13 protein-coding genes and 1 riboswitch are annotated in these 15,101 nt (G+C 68.9%); of the genes, 5 read left to right on the forward strand and 8 right to left on the reverse strand.

All coding sequences use genetic code 11. From position 1 onward, the window contains the following. Positions 1-459: 459 nt before the first annotated feature. Genes AB0M24_RS32290 through AB0M24_RS32300 form a run of 3 tightly spaced genes read left to right on the forward strand, consistent with a single transcriptional unit; the run spans position 460 to position 3,334 of the window. Complete coding sequence (locus AB0M24_RS32290) at positions 460-1,533, forward strand: hypothetical protein (RefSeq protein WP_363776522.1); 1,074 nt, start codon at positions 460-462, stop codon at positions 1,531-1,533. Beyond that, positions 1,530-2,534, forward strand: coding sequence for an ABC transporter ATP-binding protein (locus AB0M24_RS32295; RefSeq protein WP_363776525.1), 1,005 nt, complete (start codon positions 1,530-1,532; stop codon positions 2,532-2,534). The genes AB0M24_RS32290 and AB0M24_RS32295 overlap by 4 nt, the downstream gene beginning before the upstream one ends. Then, positions 2,531-3,334, forward strand: a complete 804-nt coding sequence (locus tag AB0M24_RS32300) for an ABC transporter permease subunit (protein WP_363776528.1) — start codon at positions 2,531-2,533, stop codon at positions 3,332-3,334. Before AB0M24_RS32295 ends, AB0M24_RS32300 begins: the two co-directional genes overlap by 4 nt. Here the strand turns inward: AB0M24_RS32300 and AB0M24_RS32305 are convergent. The 4 genes from AB0M24_RS32305 to AB0M24_RS32320 all read right to left on the reverse strand — a co-directional run bounded on the left by AB0M24_RS32305 (position 3,331) and on the right by AB0M24_RS32320 (position 7,692). Then, on the reverse strand, positions 3,331-4,092 hold the full coding sequence (locus AB0M24_RS32305; protein ID WP_363776531.1) for an SDR family oxidoreductase: 762 nt from the start codon (positions 4,090-4,092) through the stop codon (positions 3,331-3,333). The two genes, AB0M24_RS32300 and AB0M24_RS32305, sit on opposite strands and share 4 nt — an antisense overlap. A gap of 11 nt (positions 4,093-4,103) precedes the next feature. Beyond that, on the reverse strand, positions 4,104-5,054 hold the full coding sequence (locus AB0M24_RS32310; protein ID WP_363776534.1) for an ABC transporter ATP-binding protein: 951 nt from the start codon (positions 5,052-5,054) through the stop codon (positions 4,104-4,106). Then, the gene (locus AB0M24_RS32315) at positions 5,054-6,607 is read right to left on the reverse strand and encodes an iron ABC transporter permease (RefSeq protein WP_363776977.1); all 1,554 of its coding nucleotides are present in this window, start codon (positions 6,605-6,607) and stop codon (positions 5,054-5,056) included. The genes AB0M24_RS32310 and AB0M24_RS32315 overlap by 1 nt, the downstream gene beginning before the upstream one ends. An 86-nt stretch (positions 6,608-6,693) precedes the next feature. Continuing rightward, positions 6,694-7,692: a thiamine ABC transporter substrate-binding protein gene (locus AB0M24_RS32320; protein WP_363776537.1), complete on the reverse strand. Its 999-nt coding sequence runs from the start codon at positions 7,690-7,692 to the stop codon at positions 6,694-6,696. Continuing rightward, positions 7,680-7,794, reverse strand: a riboswitch (TPP riboswitch). (Overlaps the previous gene by 13 nt.) A gap of 32 nt (positions 7,795-7,826) precedes the next feature. Here AB0M24_RS32320 and AB0M24_RS32325 point away from each other — a divergent pair. Next, complete coding sequence (locus tag AB0M24_RS32325) at positions 7,827-8,120, forward strand: 4a-hydroxytetrahydrobiopterin dehydratase (protein WP_363776540.1); 294 nt, start codon at positions 7,827-7,829, stop codon at positions 8,118-8,120. A 53-nt stretch (positions 8,121-8,173) separates the two neighbouring features. After that, positions 8,174-9,163, forward strand: coding sequence for a glycoside hydrolase family 88 protein (locus tag AB0M24_RS32330; protein WP_363776543.1), 990 nt, complete (start codon positions 8,174-8,176; stop codon positions 9,161-9,163). Here the strand turns inward: AB0M24_RS32330 and AB0M24_RS32335 are convergent. From AB0M24_RS32335 to AB0M24_RS32350, 4 genes are all read right to left on the reverse strand, one after another. After that, on the reverse strand, positions 9,080-10,294 hold the full coding sequence (locus AB0M24_RS32335) for a mannosyltransferase (RefSeq protein ID WP_363776546.1): 1,215 nt from the start codon (positions 10,292-10,294) through the stop codon (positions 9,080-9,082). The genes AB0M24_RS32330 and AB0M24_RS32335 overlap by 84 nt on opposite strands. Before the next feature lie 254 nt (positions 10,295-10,548). Beyond that, on the reverse strand, positions 10,549-10,704 hold the full coding sequence (locus AB0M24_RS32340) for a DUF6131 family protein (RefSeq protein ID WP_089949693.1): 156 nt from the start codon (positions 10,702-10,704) through the stop codon (positions 10,549-10,551). A 57-nt stretch (positions 10,705-10,761) separates the two neighbouring features. Then, positions 10,762-13,869 (reverse strand): BTAD domain-containing putative transcriptional regulator, encoded by a 3,108-nt coding sequence (locus AB0M24_RS32345; RefSeq protein WP_363776549.1) that lies wholly within the window; start codon positions 13,867-13,869, stop codon positions 10,762-10,764. After that, positions 13,859-15,073, reverse strand: coding sequence for a BTAD domain-containing putative transcriptional regulator (locus AB0M24_RS32350; protein WP_363776552.1), 1,215 nt, complete (start codon positions 15,071-15,073; stop codon positions 13,859-13,861). The genes AB0M24_RS32345 and AB0M24_RS32350 overlap by 11 nt, the downstream gene beginning before the upstream one ends. Positions 15,074-15,101: the final 28 nt, after the last annotated feature.

Consider the following 15,101-nt stretch of genomic DNA (forward strand, 5'->3'; position numbering starts at 1 on the left):
CACGCTTTTCGTCGACTTGACCCAACCCCTCTGGTGTGGCTCGCTCATGCGCGGCTCGTGACGGGGCCCGCCGGACCGCACCACCTACGCAACAGGCAGCCGCTGTAAGCAACAGGCGTGCCATCAACCCACCCACAGCGCTGGCCCCCTGATCAGATTGGCGGGGTTTGGGGCAGAGCTCCCAAGGGGAAGCACGCAACAGGAACGCGCCGCCCGCAAGGTGACCACCCACCCGGAACGCGTACGGAACAGGAACACGCCCTACGCAAGCCGACCACCCACCCGGAACGCGCCCGGAACAGGAACACGCCCAACGCAAGCCGACCACCCACAAAGCCGCGACCCGCAGCCCCAAACCAGTCCACCCCAAGCACAAAACCCCAGCTAGAAGTAGTCTCAGCACCATCTCAGCAACCCCGATCCAAGCTGTAGTCACAAGCCCTTGGAGGAGGGGACAAGATGATCAACCGAAAGGTGACCCTGACCGCGGCAGCGGCCACCGTGGTCACCGGAGCGGCAGGCCTCAGCCTGCTCGCGATGCCAGCAGGAGCAGGCCAGCCACCGTCTCTGCCGACGGTCTCCGCGGAGACCCTGGTGGAGCAGGTCCTGACCGCCAAGCCCGGCGCGTTCGGCGGCACCGTGGAGGTCGACAACAAGCTCGGGCTCCCGCAGATCGCCGAGATCCCGCAGCTGGCCGACGGCAAGCACAGCGCCCGGATCTGGACGGACGGCAACGGCAAGCTGCGGCTCGCCCTGCCCAACGGCCAGTCCGAGCAGACCATCGTCGACGACGGCAAGACCACGTGGTCCTGGAACTCGAAGGACAACGAGGTCACCAAGTCCGAGCACAAGGCGGACGAGGCCAAGCCGGAGGACACGAAGGAGCAGAAGGCGATCGACCCGGCCACCGCGGCCAAGGAGATCGTCGCGCTGACCAAGGAGTTCAGCGACATCAGCGTCGACGGCACCGCGCGAGTCGCCAACCGCGCCGCCTACGAGCTGGTCCTGAGCCCGAAGCCCAGTGAGAAGACGCTGATCCGCGAGGTGCGGATCGCCGTCGACTCGGAGCTGAAGATGCCGCTGCGGGTGGCGGTCCTGACCAACGGCGCCTCCGAACCGGCCGGCACCGTCGGCTTCTCGGAGATCAACGTCGGCCCGCAGGACGCGAAGCTCTTCGAGTTCACGCCGCCGTCCAACGCCAAGGTCACCACGCCGGAAGCGAAGGAAGCCGAGCAGCAGCAACACCCGGAGCGCGGCATCGAGCAGGCGCTGCAGGGTGAGGACCCGCAGGTCTTCGGCACGGGCTGGGACACCGTGATCGGTGCCAGGATCCCGGCTGACGCCATGACGCAGGTTCCGGCCGAGGCGCAGGGTCTGGTCGACAGGTTCACGAAGAAGGTCAGCGGCTCGTGGGGCAGCGGCCAGCTGTTCAACACGAAGGTCGCGACGATCCTGATCACGGACGACGGCCGCGTGGTCGCGGGTGCCGTTCCCGAGCAGGTGCTGTTCGACACGATCGGACAGGTGAAGTGACCACCTCGACCAGCGCGCCGGTGACAGCACCCACGCACACCGCTGTCGCCGCGCGAACGAAAAACCTGCGCAAGGAGTACGGGAGCACGGTCGCTGTCGACCGCGTCGACCTGGAGCTGCCGGAGGGGGCCGTGCTCGGCATGCTCGGCCCCAACGGGTCGGGCAAGACCACGACCATCCGCATGCTGCTCGGGTTGGTGCGGCCCACGCAGGGGGAGATCGAGCTGCTCGGGAAACCCCTGCCGGACGGGGCCGAGCAGACGCTGCCGCACGTGGGCGCGCTGGTCGAGGGCCCGGGGTTCCACCCGTTCCTGAGCGGCCGGGAGAACCTCATCCGCTGTGCCGCGTTCGAGCCGCTCCTCGACAAGCGCGACATCAAGCAGTCCGTCGAGGACGCGCTCGAACGCGTCGGGCTCGCCCAGGCGGCCCACCGCAGGTACCGGGGGTACTCGCTCGGCATGAAGCAACGTCTCGGCCTGGCCGCGGCGTTGCTCGTGCCGCGCAAGCTGGTCGTGCTGGACGAGCCGACCAACGGCCTCGACCCCGCGGGGACGCGAGAAATCCGCAAGATCATCGCGGAGCTGCACGCGGCGGGCAGCACGGTGCTGGTCTCCAGCCACCTGCTGAGCGAGGTCGAGGCGACCTGCACGCACGTCGCCGTGCTGCACCGCGGAACCGTTGTGGCACAAGGCGAACTCACCGAACTGCTGCAGGCGGGCGGTTCGGCGCTCCAGGTCATCACGCCGGACGTCGAGACGGCTCTGAGTGCGTTGCGCAGCGCCAAGATCTCCGCACGGCCGCTCGGCGAGGGCCTGCGGGTCGAGCTCGCCGGGACGTCCGCGCCTGCCGTGATCGAGACGCTGGTGAAGGCCGGCGTCGGGGTCTACGAGGCGACGCGCTGGAAGACCGGACTGGAGGAGCTGTTCGCACGGCTCACCGAGGCCGAGGAAGCCGAGCGCGGGATGTCCGCCGTGGACACGCTGGACGGGGGACCGCGATGATCACGCGTCAGCTGGGTTCCGAGGTGCGGTGGATGCTGCGCCGGCCGCGGACCCTGATCGGACTGTTCGGCCTGATCCTCGTTCCGATCATCATCAGCTTCGGCATCTGGACCGCCGGCGACGACGGCGGCGGCGGCCCCGGCCTCGCCGCGATCCTCAAGGGCAACGGCCTGGTCGTACCGATCTTCACGTTGTTCCTGTCGATCAACCTGCTGCTGCCGCTGGTGGCGTCGATCTGGGCGGCGGACGGGCTCGCGGGCGAGGCGCAGCACGGGACGTTGCGCGGCCTGCTGGTCGCACCGGTGTCCCGCGTGCGCCTGCTGTTCGTGAAGCTGTTCGGCCTCGCCGCGATGTCGCTGTTCGCCGTCACGCTGATGGCGGTCGTGGGCATCGTCGCCGGCACCGCGTTCCTGGGCACCGACGGCATGGCGACGCTCTCGGGCACGACGTTGAGCACGGGCGAAGGCCTGCTGCGCATCGCGTTGTTCATCGTGCTGATCACGTTCCAGATGGTGTCGATCGGCGCGGTCGCCCTCGCCGTCTCGTCGACCACCGAGCACCCGCTGGTGGTGCAGGCGGCGACGATGACGACGATCATCGTGTTCCAGGTGCTGGGGCAGTTCTCGTCGCTGGACTGGCTGCACCCGTTCCTGATCACGACGGGCTTCCCGGGGCTGGTCGACGTGATGCGAGACCCGATTCCGACCGGTCAGATCTGGGACAGCACGCTGCTGGCGGGCTGCTACCTGCTGATCGGCACGGGCCTCGCGGCCATCCGCCTGATCACGAAGGACAGCTAACGCCGGAAGCCGCCTTCGCTGTTGATCACCTGACCGGTGATCCACTCCGCGTCGTCGGTGCAGAGCCAGGAGATCAGCCGGGCCGCGTCGTCCGGCTGACCCCAGCGCTTCAACGGCATCCGCTCGTTCACGAACTCGGTGAGCTCCGGCCCCGCCCACCCCGTGTCGGTGGGGCCGGGGTTCACCGCGTTCACGGTGATGCCCTGGTCCGCGAGTTGGTGCGACAGCGTGGCCACGATCGACGACAGCGCGCCCTTCGACGCCGCGTAGGCGATCTCACCAGGCATCGGGCCGAGGTCCTGGCCGGACGTCATGAACACGATCCGCCCACCGCTCGAACCCTTCCAGTGTCGAGCAAACGCTTGCGCGAGCAGGATGGACGACCGTGTGTTCACGGCGTAGTGCGCGTCGAGCATCGCCGCGTCCAACGAGCCCAAAGCGCCGTCGAAGCCGCTGCGGGCGTGGTTGCAGACCAGGATGTCGACCCGCCGGTACGCCTCGAACACCGCGTCGACCAGCGGTTCCGGTGCGTCCGGATCGGCGAGGTCGACGCCCGCGTGCTCGACCCGGCCACCCAGACCCGCGATCACCTCGTCGATCGAGTCGGCGCCCCACTCCTGCGCCGCGTCGTGCGGCACGTGGTGCTGCACGAACAGATCCGCGCCCAGGCCGGCCAACCGAGAGGCGATCGCGTACCCGATGCCCTGCCGCCTGCTCACGCCCGTGACCAGCGCGACTCGTCCCCCCAGAGGTCCCATGAGGACCATTCCTAGCCGATCCTGGCGACCCCGTCGAGATCAATTGCGAGCCGCACGCGGTCACCCACGGACACCGGTCCCACGGCCTCGTACTCCTCGCCGTCGATCTCCACCAGCAACCGCACGTGGTCACGCCGGTGCACGCGCTCCAGCACCGTGCCCTCCAGCGCACCGGACGGGTCCACCCGCAACGCCGTGGCGCGCAGCCCGACCCGTCCAGCCGACAGCCCCACGAACGAGCCCGGCACGAACTTGTTGCAGCCCAGGAACTTCGCGGTCTCGACGTCGACCGGCGACGACCACACCTCGGCAGGCGGCCCCACCTGGCGCACAGAGCCGTGCGACATGATCGCCACCCGGTCGGCCAGCGTGAACGCCTCGTCGTGGTCGTGCGTGACGACCAAGGCCGTGGTGGCAGCCTCCCGCAGCAGCCGGGCCAGGTCGACCGCGAGCTGTTCGCGCAACGCCCGGTCCAGCGCCGACAACGGCTCGTCCAGCAGCAACAACCGCGGCGACGGGGCCAACGCACGCGCCAGCGCCACCCGTTGCTGCTCACCGCCGGACAGCTGCGTCACGCGCCGATCCGCATACCCCTCGAGGCCGACGAGCTCCAGCAGTTCGCGCACCCGCTTGTCGCGCTCGTCCCGATCCACGCGATGCATCCGCAGCCCGAAAGCCACGTTGCCCGCCACCGACCGGTGCGGGAACAGCTGCCCGTCCTGGAAGACCAGCCCGAACTCCCGCCGGTGCACTGGTACCCCGGCCAGATCCGCGGAATCCCACCGCACAGAGCCGGAAGAAGGCTTCTCCAGCCCGGCGACCGTGCGCAGCAGCGTCGACTTCCCGCACCCGGAAGGCCCGAGCAACGCCACGACTTCGCCGTCACCAACGGACAACGACACGTCCGACACCGCAATCGTCTGTCCATAACGGACGCTCACAGAGTCAAGTTCCAGCGCCATCAGAACTCCCCGCTGCTCGGCACGCGCAACCGCTCGATCAGCAGCACGCACCCGACCGTGACGACCATCAGCAACGCGCACGACGCGTAGGCCATCTGGCTGTTCAACTCCCCCGGCCGCGACATCAGCCGCGCGATCACCACCGGCAACGTCGGCGCGTCCGGCCGCGCGAGAAAGCTCGTCGCCCCGAACTCCCCCAGCGCCACCACGTACCCGAACCCGGCGGCGGCCACCAGCGACCGCCCGACCAGCGGCAGGTCCACCTCGCGCCACACCCGGAAAGGCGAGGCGCCCAACGTCGCCGCCGCCTGCCGCAGCCGTTCGTCCACAGCCCGCAGCACCGGCAGCACCATCCGCACGATCAACGGCGTCACCACGAGCGCCTGCGCCAGCGGAACGAGCAACGGCGAAGTCCGGAAGTCCCCCGGCAGCGCGTCCATCGTCACCAGGTACCCGAAGCCGACGGTCACCGCGGACACCCCGAGCGGCAACATCAACGCGGTGTCGAGCACCTCGGCGATCCGCCCTCCGGACCTCCGCAACCCGACCAGCACCACAGCCGAGAACACCCCGACCACCAGTGCCACGAGCGTCGCGTCGAACGCCGTGCGCACCGAGTTCAACGCCGCGTCGAACCCCGTCACCGCCAACGTGCCACGATCGCCGCGCGTGGCCAGCGCGGCGTACCCGGCGAAGCTCCAACCGTCCCGAGTGGACAGTGAGCGAACAACCAGCCCGACCACCGGGGTCAACAACAACGCCACAACAGCGAAAGCGACTCCGACGACGTACCACTCGCCACCGGACGGCCGTCGCGCCAGCTCTTCCCTGCCGCGCAACGACAACGCCGTCTCGCGCCGCCGCCGGGCCAGCGCTCCCAGGACCAACACCGCCAGCACGGCGGCGAACTGCAGCAACGACAACGCCGCCGCCCCGGACAGGTCGAACAGCTCGACGGTCCGCAGGTAGATCTCGGTCTCCAGCGTCCGGTACCGCGACCCGCCGAGCACCAGCACGACGCCAAAGCTCGTGGCACAAAAGAGAAACACGACCGCAGCCGCCGACCCGATCGCAGGCGCCAACGCCGGTAGCACCACGGACAGGAACGCCCGCGGACGAGACGCACCCAAAGCGCGGGCCGCGTCCTCCGCTCGGCGATCCGTGTGCGCCCACAGCCCGCCTACGGTCCGCGCGACCACGGCAACGTTGAAGAACGCGTTCGCCAGCACGATCGGGAGCACTCCGCCGTCCGGCCAGAACGTCCGGAACGCCAGGCCCACCACGACGGTCGGCAGCACGAACGGCACCATCACCGCGGCGCGGATCACCCCGAGCCCGCGAAGACGGCACCGGGCCAGCACGAACGCCAGCGGCATCCCGGCGAGCACCGCGAACAGGGTCGACGCGGCGGCCTGGCCGAGGGTGAACCCGACGAGCTCCCACGTCTCACCGTCGACGAGCGCCGAGACGACACCGCCCTCGCGCAGGCCGAGGGTGATGATCGCGAGGACAGGCCACGCGAAGAAGAGCGCCAGGAAGGCCAGCGGCAACAAAGCCGCCGCCGACCAGCCGAAACGAGCCGAGGTCAGGCCGGCCCGAGCCCTCGCCGAAGCCGACCCCGGCCCGTGATCGAGACGGCTCAGCCCTGCACGAGCTTGCGCCACTGCTCGACCCACGCTTCGCGGTTGTCCTTCACCTTGTCCGCGGGCAGCGACTGCGGCGAGGACGGCAGCGGCGCGTCCTTCGCCCACGACTCGGGCAGCGCGACACCCTCACGCGACGGGTAGACGTACATCTGCTCGGCCACCTGTGCCTGGAACTTCTCGCCCAGCAGGAAGTCGAGCACCTTCTGCGCGTCCGGGGCGTTCTTCGCGCCGGCGAGCACACCCGCGTACTCGACCTGCCGGTAGCAGGTCCCGAGCACGGCCTTGGTCTTCCCGCCCTCCGCGGACGGCGACGACGCGTACGACACGACGATCGGGCGCGTGCCCTTCGTGGCCGAGAACTCCTGGTTGTAAGCCTCTTCCCAGCCGCTCACGACCTTGACGCCGTTGGCCTTGAGCTTGCTCCAGTACTCCTGCCAGCCGTTCTCGCCGAACTTCGCGACCGTGCCCAGCAGGAACGCGAGACCGGGCGACGACGTGGCCGGGTTCTCGACGACCAGCATGTCCTTGAACTTCGGGTCGGTCAGGTCCTCGTACGAGGTGGGCTCGACGCCGCCGAGCTTGGCCGGGTCGATGTTCAGGCACACGTCGCCGACGTCCACCGCGTGCAGGCGCCCGGTCGAGTCGACCTGGTAGCGCTGAGCACCCTTCGAGGCCTCCGGCGACGCGTACTCCGCGAACACGCCCTCGGACAGCGCCCGCGAGGCGAACGTCGAGTCGACGCCGTACGCGATGTCGCCGATCGGGTTCGCCTTGGTGAGCACGAGCTTGTTCGTGAGCTCACCGGCATCGCCCGACGCGATCTGCTTCACGGTGATCCCGGTGGCCTTCTGGAACTCGTCCAGCAGGCCTTCCTTCACCACGAACGAGTCGTGCGTCACCAATGTGACCTCGTGCGTCTGAGGCCCGGTCGAAGTACCGGCGGAACAACCGGTCAACGCGAAAGCAGCGAGAACAGCCCAAATCCTTCTCATCACATCTCCCTACGCCGGTATGACCCGGATCAGGTGGACGGTCGAGGGCTTGCGAGCCCTCCTCTCAGCCCGGCGCTTCACCGGACTCCCGTGGCAAACGCGCAGCTTACGTGACGTGGTGGGACGATCAGGACATGGCCGAGCTGTTGAGCGACGATCAGTTGAACGACGTGCTGCCCAAGCTGCCCGACTGGACCGCGCAGGACGCGGCGCTGGTCAGGACCGTGGAGCTGGCGAGCTTCCCGCAGGCGATCATGGTCGTGAACCGGGTCGCGGAGATCGCGGAGAACGACAACCACCACCCGGACATCGACATCCGCTACAAGACCCTGACATTTCGCCTGTGGACCCACGTCAAGGGAGGAATCACCGCGCTGGACGTATCTCTCGCCGAGGAAATCGACGGAGTCCTGGACGCGCTGGCCTGATTCGGTCAAGATGTGCGCTGCCGCCGCCAGCGGATATGAGAGGGAACACCCTCATGCGGTTGCGCACATCTTTGTTCGTTGTAGCGCTGGCTGGCAGCCTTTTGATCGCGCCCGCGGCTGCACAAGCCGTGCCCTGCGCCGTGACGGACGTGATGATCAAGGCCAGTGCGGCGTGGGTCACCAACGGCGCCGACCTCAAGGCGAACAACTGGTCCAACGCGAACTTCCACACCGGGAACATCGCGCAGGTCCGGACGACCGGGATCAGCAACCACAAGACGTGGCCTTGGGTGCAGGCGAACAAGTACCTGCTGCCGGTCGACCCGGCGAACCCCTACGCCCCGGACGCGCAGGCGAGCGGTGAGGCCTACCTGGCGGTCTCGTTCTTCCACCCGGAGCCGGAGGTGCTCCAGCCGCTGCGGGACAACCTGCGGGCCCAGGCGAAGACCGGGCGCTACGACTACTGGAAGTCCCCGGACGCGCTGACGATGTCGCTGCCGTCCTTCACCGAGGTCGCCGTGCGCGACCTCGACCAGGACCTGCTCGACTACTCGTACAAGTCGTACCGCTCGTTGAAGCACCGCACGTTCAACGAGGCCACGGGCCTGTGGGGCCTGAACGTGCAGACCAACGGCTGGGCCGTGCAGGGTCTCGCCAAAGCGATCCTGATGCTGCCGAAGGACAACCCGTACCGCGCCGACTACGCCAGGACGCTGCGCAAGTCCGCCCAGACGCTGCGGTACCTGCAGCGCCACGACGGCTTCTGGGGCGCCACCGGCAAGGACTCGGCGGCCACCTCGATGATCACTTACGCGTTCGCGGCGGGCATCAACGCGGGCGTGCTCGACAAGGACACCTACCTGCCGTACGTGCAGAAGGGCTGGCAGGCGCTGCAGACCGCGCTGGACACCGACGGCAACCTCGGCTGGGTCGCGGCCCGCAACTCCTGGAAGCAGGCCTCAGCCGGCGACAGGGCTGGGTTCGCTGTCGGCAGCTTCCTCGTCGCGGGGCAGCAGCTCGTCCCTCTTACGCCGGGCTGCTAGGCCGATGGCGACCAGCGTGAGCATCCCGGCCGCCGGGTAGCCCCAGCCGAGCGCCGCGTAGTACCAGGGACGCGGGAAGTCCCAGATGTTCGGCTGGGCGTTGAGCAGGAACGAGACGAGATAACCGCCGGTCAGCAGCACCCAGAGGCCGGCGGTGATCTTGCACAGGAGGTGTCCGCCCTCGTAGGTCAGCCACAGGAGGGCGGGCACCATCCACACCCAGTGGTGGCTCCACGAGATCGGCGAGACCAGCAGACCGAGCATCTGGACGCTGACGATCAACGCCAGCACGTCCTTGGTCTTGCTCACGGCGTACCACGTCAGCGCGGCCGCCACGAGCACGCCGATGAGGTACAGCGGCCCGGTCTTGACGTCGTAACCGACCGTGCGGCTCAGAGCGCCGCGCATCGACTGGTTGATCGCGCTGCCGACCGGCCCGACCCGGCTCGCGTCGCCGAGCAGCTCGAACCAGAACTTGTTCGACTGGGACGGCGAGAGCGCCCAGCCGACCCCGTACACGGCCACGAACGCGACGAACGACCAGACAGCGGCCATCCAGCGACGTTGGATCAGGAAGTACAGCCCGGAGATAGCGGGCGTCAGCTTGATGCCCGCCGTGAAACCCACACCGGCGCCGCTGACCCAGTTGCGCGCGCTCGCGAGCGTGCCGATCAGGATCGCGCAGAGCACCAGGTTGATCTGGCCGTAGTTGAGCGTGGTGCGCACCGGCTCGATCCACAGCATCAGCGCGGTCCAGAACATCACGCGCCGCGGGTCCTCGAGCCTGAGGAGCTTCAGCGACGTGCGCACGATGTAGTAGAGGCAGGCCAGGCACGCGAGCTGCCACACCCAGCGTGCCGCCTCCCACGGGATCCAGCTCATCGGCGTGAAGATCGCGGCTGCGAACGGCGGGTACGTGAACGGCAGCGGGAAGATGTCCGTCGCCGCCCCGAACCGGTATTCGTAAAGATCGCCGGTCCACAAATGCGGCGATCCCTCGCGGTACACCGCCAGGTCGACCATGGTCATCTTGACCTGGAACTTGACCAGCATCAGGTGCCCGACCACCGACAACGCGAGCAACCACGGTGCTACGGAGAGCACACGCGCTTCCACAGCACGGAGTTTCACCCCGAAAACGTTACCTGAGGCAACTTTCGGGGGTACCCCGGCGTCACTAGGACGGGAGAGATCGCAAGAGGGAGTTTCACCAGTCATGTCAGTTGATCTTGTTGTTGCCGCCGTCGCCGCTCTGGCCATGCTGGGGGTCGCGTTCGGAGTGTTCGCCGTAGCCGCCCGTACCAAGGGCAACGTGTAAAACCACTGCCCGCCAACACAAAGGGGGGAGCCTCCACAGTGGAGGCTCCCCTTCTTCGCATCATGACTCAGAAGTAGTGCGCACGACCGCCGACCGGCTTTCCGACTGCGCCGAGGACGGCGAGGATCGCGCCGATCACGAGAAGCACGACGCCGAGAGTCGTCAGAATGCTGATACCGGCCAGCCATCCGACGACGAGCAGGATCAGACCGAGAACGATCATGACACCTCCAGGTGGGGAATCCTTTTCTGGGCTACCCCACAGAGGTCGCTACAAACCTCACGACACCGAGATGCCGCAGTCCCGGAACGCATTGGCCGCCAATTCTTCCGCGGCTTCCGCGCCTTCGGAGTCACCCGTCGCGCGGCGTACTTCCGCGAGCGCTTTGAGTGACTGCCCCTCCAAGTGCCGCTGGTGGTACCGGCCGTGGGTGGCGACCGCCTCCTCGGCGCACCGCAGCGCCTCCTCCGTCTCGCCCAGCGCGAGGTGCAGCAGCGCGCGTTCCTTGAGCTCACCGCCCTTGTTCAGGAGGTGGTCGTTGTCGAGGCGCGCCCGCACCTCGTCCAGGTGCTGCACCGCCTGCTCGTAGTCGCCGAGGTTGCGGAAGGACCGAGCCGCCGACAGGTGGGCGGTGATCCGGTGTTCCAGCATCGCCTCGTTGTCCGTGATCTTCAGCTGCAGCTGCGCGGCGGCCAGCGCGTCCTCGTGCGCGCCGCAGTCGTCGAACAGGTCGGACAGCGCGTGCCAGGCGTCGAGCTCCTCCTCGAAGCCGGACCTGAGCCGCACCTCGCCGAGCACGTCGATCATGAGGTCGAACGCCTCGTCGACCTCGCGGAGCGCGAGCTTCGCCCGGACAGCGGCGATGGTGCCGATCGTGAGCTGCCGGGGGTTCCCGAGCTGCGCCTGCAGCGCGACGTACGCCTCCTGGTTCGCGAGCACCTCGGGCAACCTGCCCAGCTCCGTGTAGACGCCGTTCAGCGAGGCGTGCACGTGACCGAGGACGGCAGGCGACTTGGTGAGCTCCAGCGCCCTGAGCAGCGACTCCTCCGCCGCGAGCAGGTCCGGCACGTTGTACAGCGTCGCGGCCATGTTGAAGTGGGCCAGGGCCTGGCCCTCGACCGAGCCTCGCTGCTCGTTGATCGCAAGCGTCTGCTTCTGGTGGTAGAGCGCGGCCGACGTGTCGCCGTTCATGCGGCCCACCCCCGACAGGAGGCTGTGTGCGCTCGACTGGACCCGCAGGTCCCCGATCCTGATGCCCGTCTCGAGCGCGGACTCCGCGATCTCCTTCATCCGGGCGAACTCGCGCTGGGTGAAGAGGTAGACCGCGTGGGAGAGGTCGGCGTTGACGATCAGGCGGTCCTCACCGGACTCGCGGGCGGCGCGGTTGCGGATCTCCACCAACGCCGACCAGCGCGAGCCGTCACGGGTCTCATAGCAGTAGCCGTTGAGCACTGCTGCGATCTCGTTGGCGGGCCAGTAGTCGCGGCGTTCGGTCGCGACCACGACCGTCGCGAACAGGTTCTGGTACTCGGCGCCCATCCACGCGTACGCCTCCTCCGCGGTGCTCAGCACCACGTCGGGCAGCTGGACCGTGGTGGTGGAGAGCGGGAACCGCCGCTGGTCGGGGAACATCAGTTCGGCGGCGTCGTCGGACATTCGGCGGTAGAAGTCGTACAGCCGGCCGAGGGCCTCGTCGATCTCCTCGTTCGTGCACCTCTCACGCGCGTACACCCGCAGCAGGTCGTGCAGGGCGAAGCGGGTGCCGCGCCGTTCGACGAGGTGCACGTTGACGAGCCGGTCGAGGTGCCGCCGGGCGTCGGGCAGGCCGACGATCACGGCGGCGTCGTGGGCGGTGAAGTCCTCGCCTGGCAACACGCCCAAGCGCCGCAGCACCAGTTGGAGATCCTGCGGCAGCGCGGAGTAGCTCTCGTCGAACACGACGCTGACCGCGGCCGCCGGGTCGTCGGGCACCGCGAGCTCCCCGAGCCGGTCGCGGTCCAGCTGTGCGACCTTGTCCGCGATCGTCATCGAGTCCTGCGCGCGCAGGTCCGCGGCCGCGATCCGCAACGCCAGCGGCAAGCCGCCGCACAACCGCACCAGCGCGGCGGCCGCGTCCGCCTCCGCACGCACTTGATCCTCACCGAGCACGCGTTCGAGCAGGCGGGTGCCGCCCTCGTCGCTCAGCGTCGGCAGCCGCACGAGGTCCGCGTCGTTCAGGGTCAGTCCGCGCAGGTCACCACGGCTGGTGACGATCGCCAGCGCACCGGCGGAGGACGGCAGCAGCGGCCGCACCTGCGCGGCGTTCGCGGCGTTGTCCAGCACCAGCAACAACTTCCGGTCCGCGACCAGCGAGCGGTAGAGCCCCAGCTGCTCGTCCAGACCGACCGGCACCGGGTCGACGCGCAGTCCTTTGAGGACGAGGGTCAGCGCTTCCTGCGGTGACATCGCCCGCACCGGGTCCTGGCCGCGCAGGTTCACGAAGATCTGGCCGTCGTCGAACTTCTCCGCGATCCGGTGCGCCCAGTGCACGGCGAGGGAGGTCTTGCCGACCCCGCCGGTGCCCGTGATGACCAGCACCTGCGCGGTGCTCGCGGCAAGCCGGCGCACATCGCTCTCCCGTCCGGCGAACGTGGCGAGATCCGGCGGCAGCTGCCGTGGTGTGGGCGCCTTGTCCTTCACGGGCGGCACGTCGCCGCGCAGGATCTGCTCGTGCAGCTCGCGCAGTGCGGGCGTCGGATCGATCCCCAGCTCCTCCGCCAGCATCTCGCTGACCTGCCGATACGCCGTGAGGGCGCCCGCCTGCTGACCCGACCTGTACAGCGCCAGCATCAGCTGCGCCCAGAAGCGGTCGCGCAACGGATGCCGGCGCGTGAGGTCCTGGAGCTCCGGGACCAGCTCCGCCGATCGCCCCGCGGTGAGGTCCGCCTCGATCCGCTTCTCCAGCGCGACGAGCCGTTCTTCCATCAACGGCGGCACGTCGTCGAGCTGCAGCGAATCCGAGACGACGTTGCCCAGCGCCGGGCCGCGCCACAACGCCAGCGCGTTGTCGAACTCCTGCTGCTCGACCAGCGTGCGGAACCTCGCGAGGTCGAGCTGCTCCGGTGCGACCTCGGCCCGGTACCCACCGACCTCGGTCCGCACGCAGTTCGCCTTGCCGAGTGCCTGCCGCATCCGCAGGACCACCGTCTGCAGGGTCTTGTGCGCCCGGTCGAGATCCGGCGGCTCGCCCTCCCAGACCCGCTCCACCAGCTGATCCACCGACACGAACTGGTTGGCGCGCAACAACAACGTCGCGAGCAGCACCCGTCCGCGGCCGGCCGGCAGCGCGATCGGCTCGCCGTCGACCAGGACCTCCAACGGCCCCAGCACGCGGTACTCAACGGTCACGCCGCGCCTCCGCAGGAATGTTCAACGCTCGTTCTGCAGTAAACACGTCGAGTGTCACAGGATGCGCGCCCTCCCGCGCCACGAGTCCGCTGAGCCGGTCGCGGCTGGTGACGAGGACGAGGTTGGCGCCACCACCGGGCAATAGCGGACGAACCTGCGCGACATCACGTGCGTTGTCGAGCAGCAGCAGCACGCGGCGCTCGGCGAGCACCGACCGGTACAGAGCGAACAACGCGTCGTCGCCGCCCGGGATCTCGGCCGCGTCCACGCCGAGCGCGACGAGGAAACCCCGCGCCGCGGTCCGGGCGTCGACGCCGCCGAGGTCCACGAAGAGCTGGCCGTCCGGGTAGCCGTCGGCGATCCGGTGGGCCCAGTGGACCGCGAGCGCTGTCTTGCCGACGCCACCGACTCCGTTGAAGACGGTGATCTGCCGGGTGGTGAGCGCGCCGAGCTCCGCGTCCCTGCCGACGAGGCGCGGGACGTCCGCCGGAAGCTGCCTCGGGACGTCCGGCGCGCTGAGCACCTGCCGGTGGGCCTGCCGCAGCCGATGACCGGGGTCGACGCCCAGCTTGTCGGCCAGGCGCCCGCTGATCTCCCGGTACGCGGCGAGCGCCTCCGCCCGCCGGTTCGAGCGGTGCAGCGCGAGCACCAGCTGCGCCCAGAACGTCTCGCGCAACGGGTGCTTCTCCACCAGCGCCCGCAACTCCGGCACGAGGACCTCGGTGCCGCGGGAGAGGTCTTGGTCGATCCGCTGCTCCAGCGCGACGACCTGCTCCTCGACCAGCCGCGGCACGTCGTCGCGGTGCAGCGACGCCGAGTCGACGTCGCTCAGCACCGGCCCGCGCCAGAGTTCCAGTGCCGCACGGTGTTCACCGAGCGCGGTGAGGCTCCGGAACCGGCTGAGGTCGAGCTGCCCGGGCATCACCTCGGCCGTGTAACCGCGCGACGTCGTGCGCACGCAGTTGGCCTCGCCGAGCGACTGCCGCAGCCGCACCACGACCATCTGCAACGTCTTGTGCGCCCGCTCGATCGCCGGCGGCTCACCTTCCCAAACCCGGTCGACCAGCTCGTCGACAGTCACAAACTCGTTGGCGCGCAACAAAAGCGTGGCCAAGAGCACCCGCCCGCGACCCCCGGGAACCGCGACCGGCTCGCCGTCGAGGAGCACCTCCAACGGCCCCAGCACCCGGTACTCGACGATCACAGCAGGCGAGTCTAGGTGCGACGACATG

Source organism: Lentzea sp. NPDC051838, assembly GCF_040681245.1.
GTDB lineage: Bacteria > Actinomycetota > Actinomycetes > Mycobacteriales > Pseudonocardiaceae > Lentzea.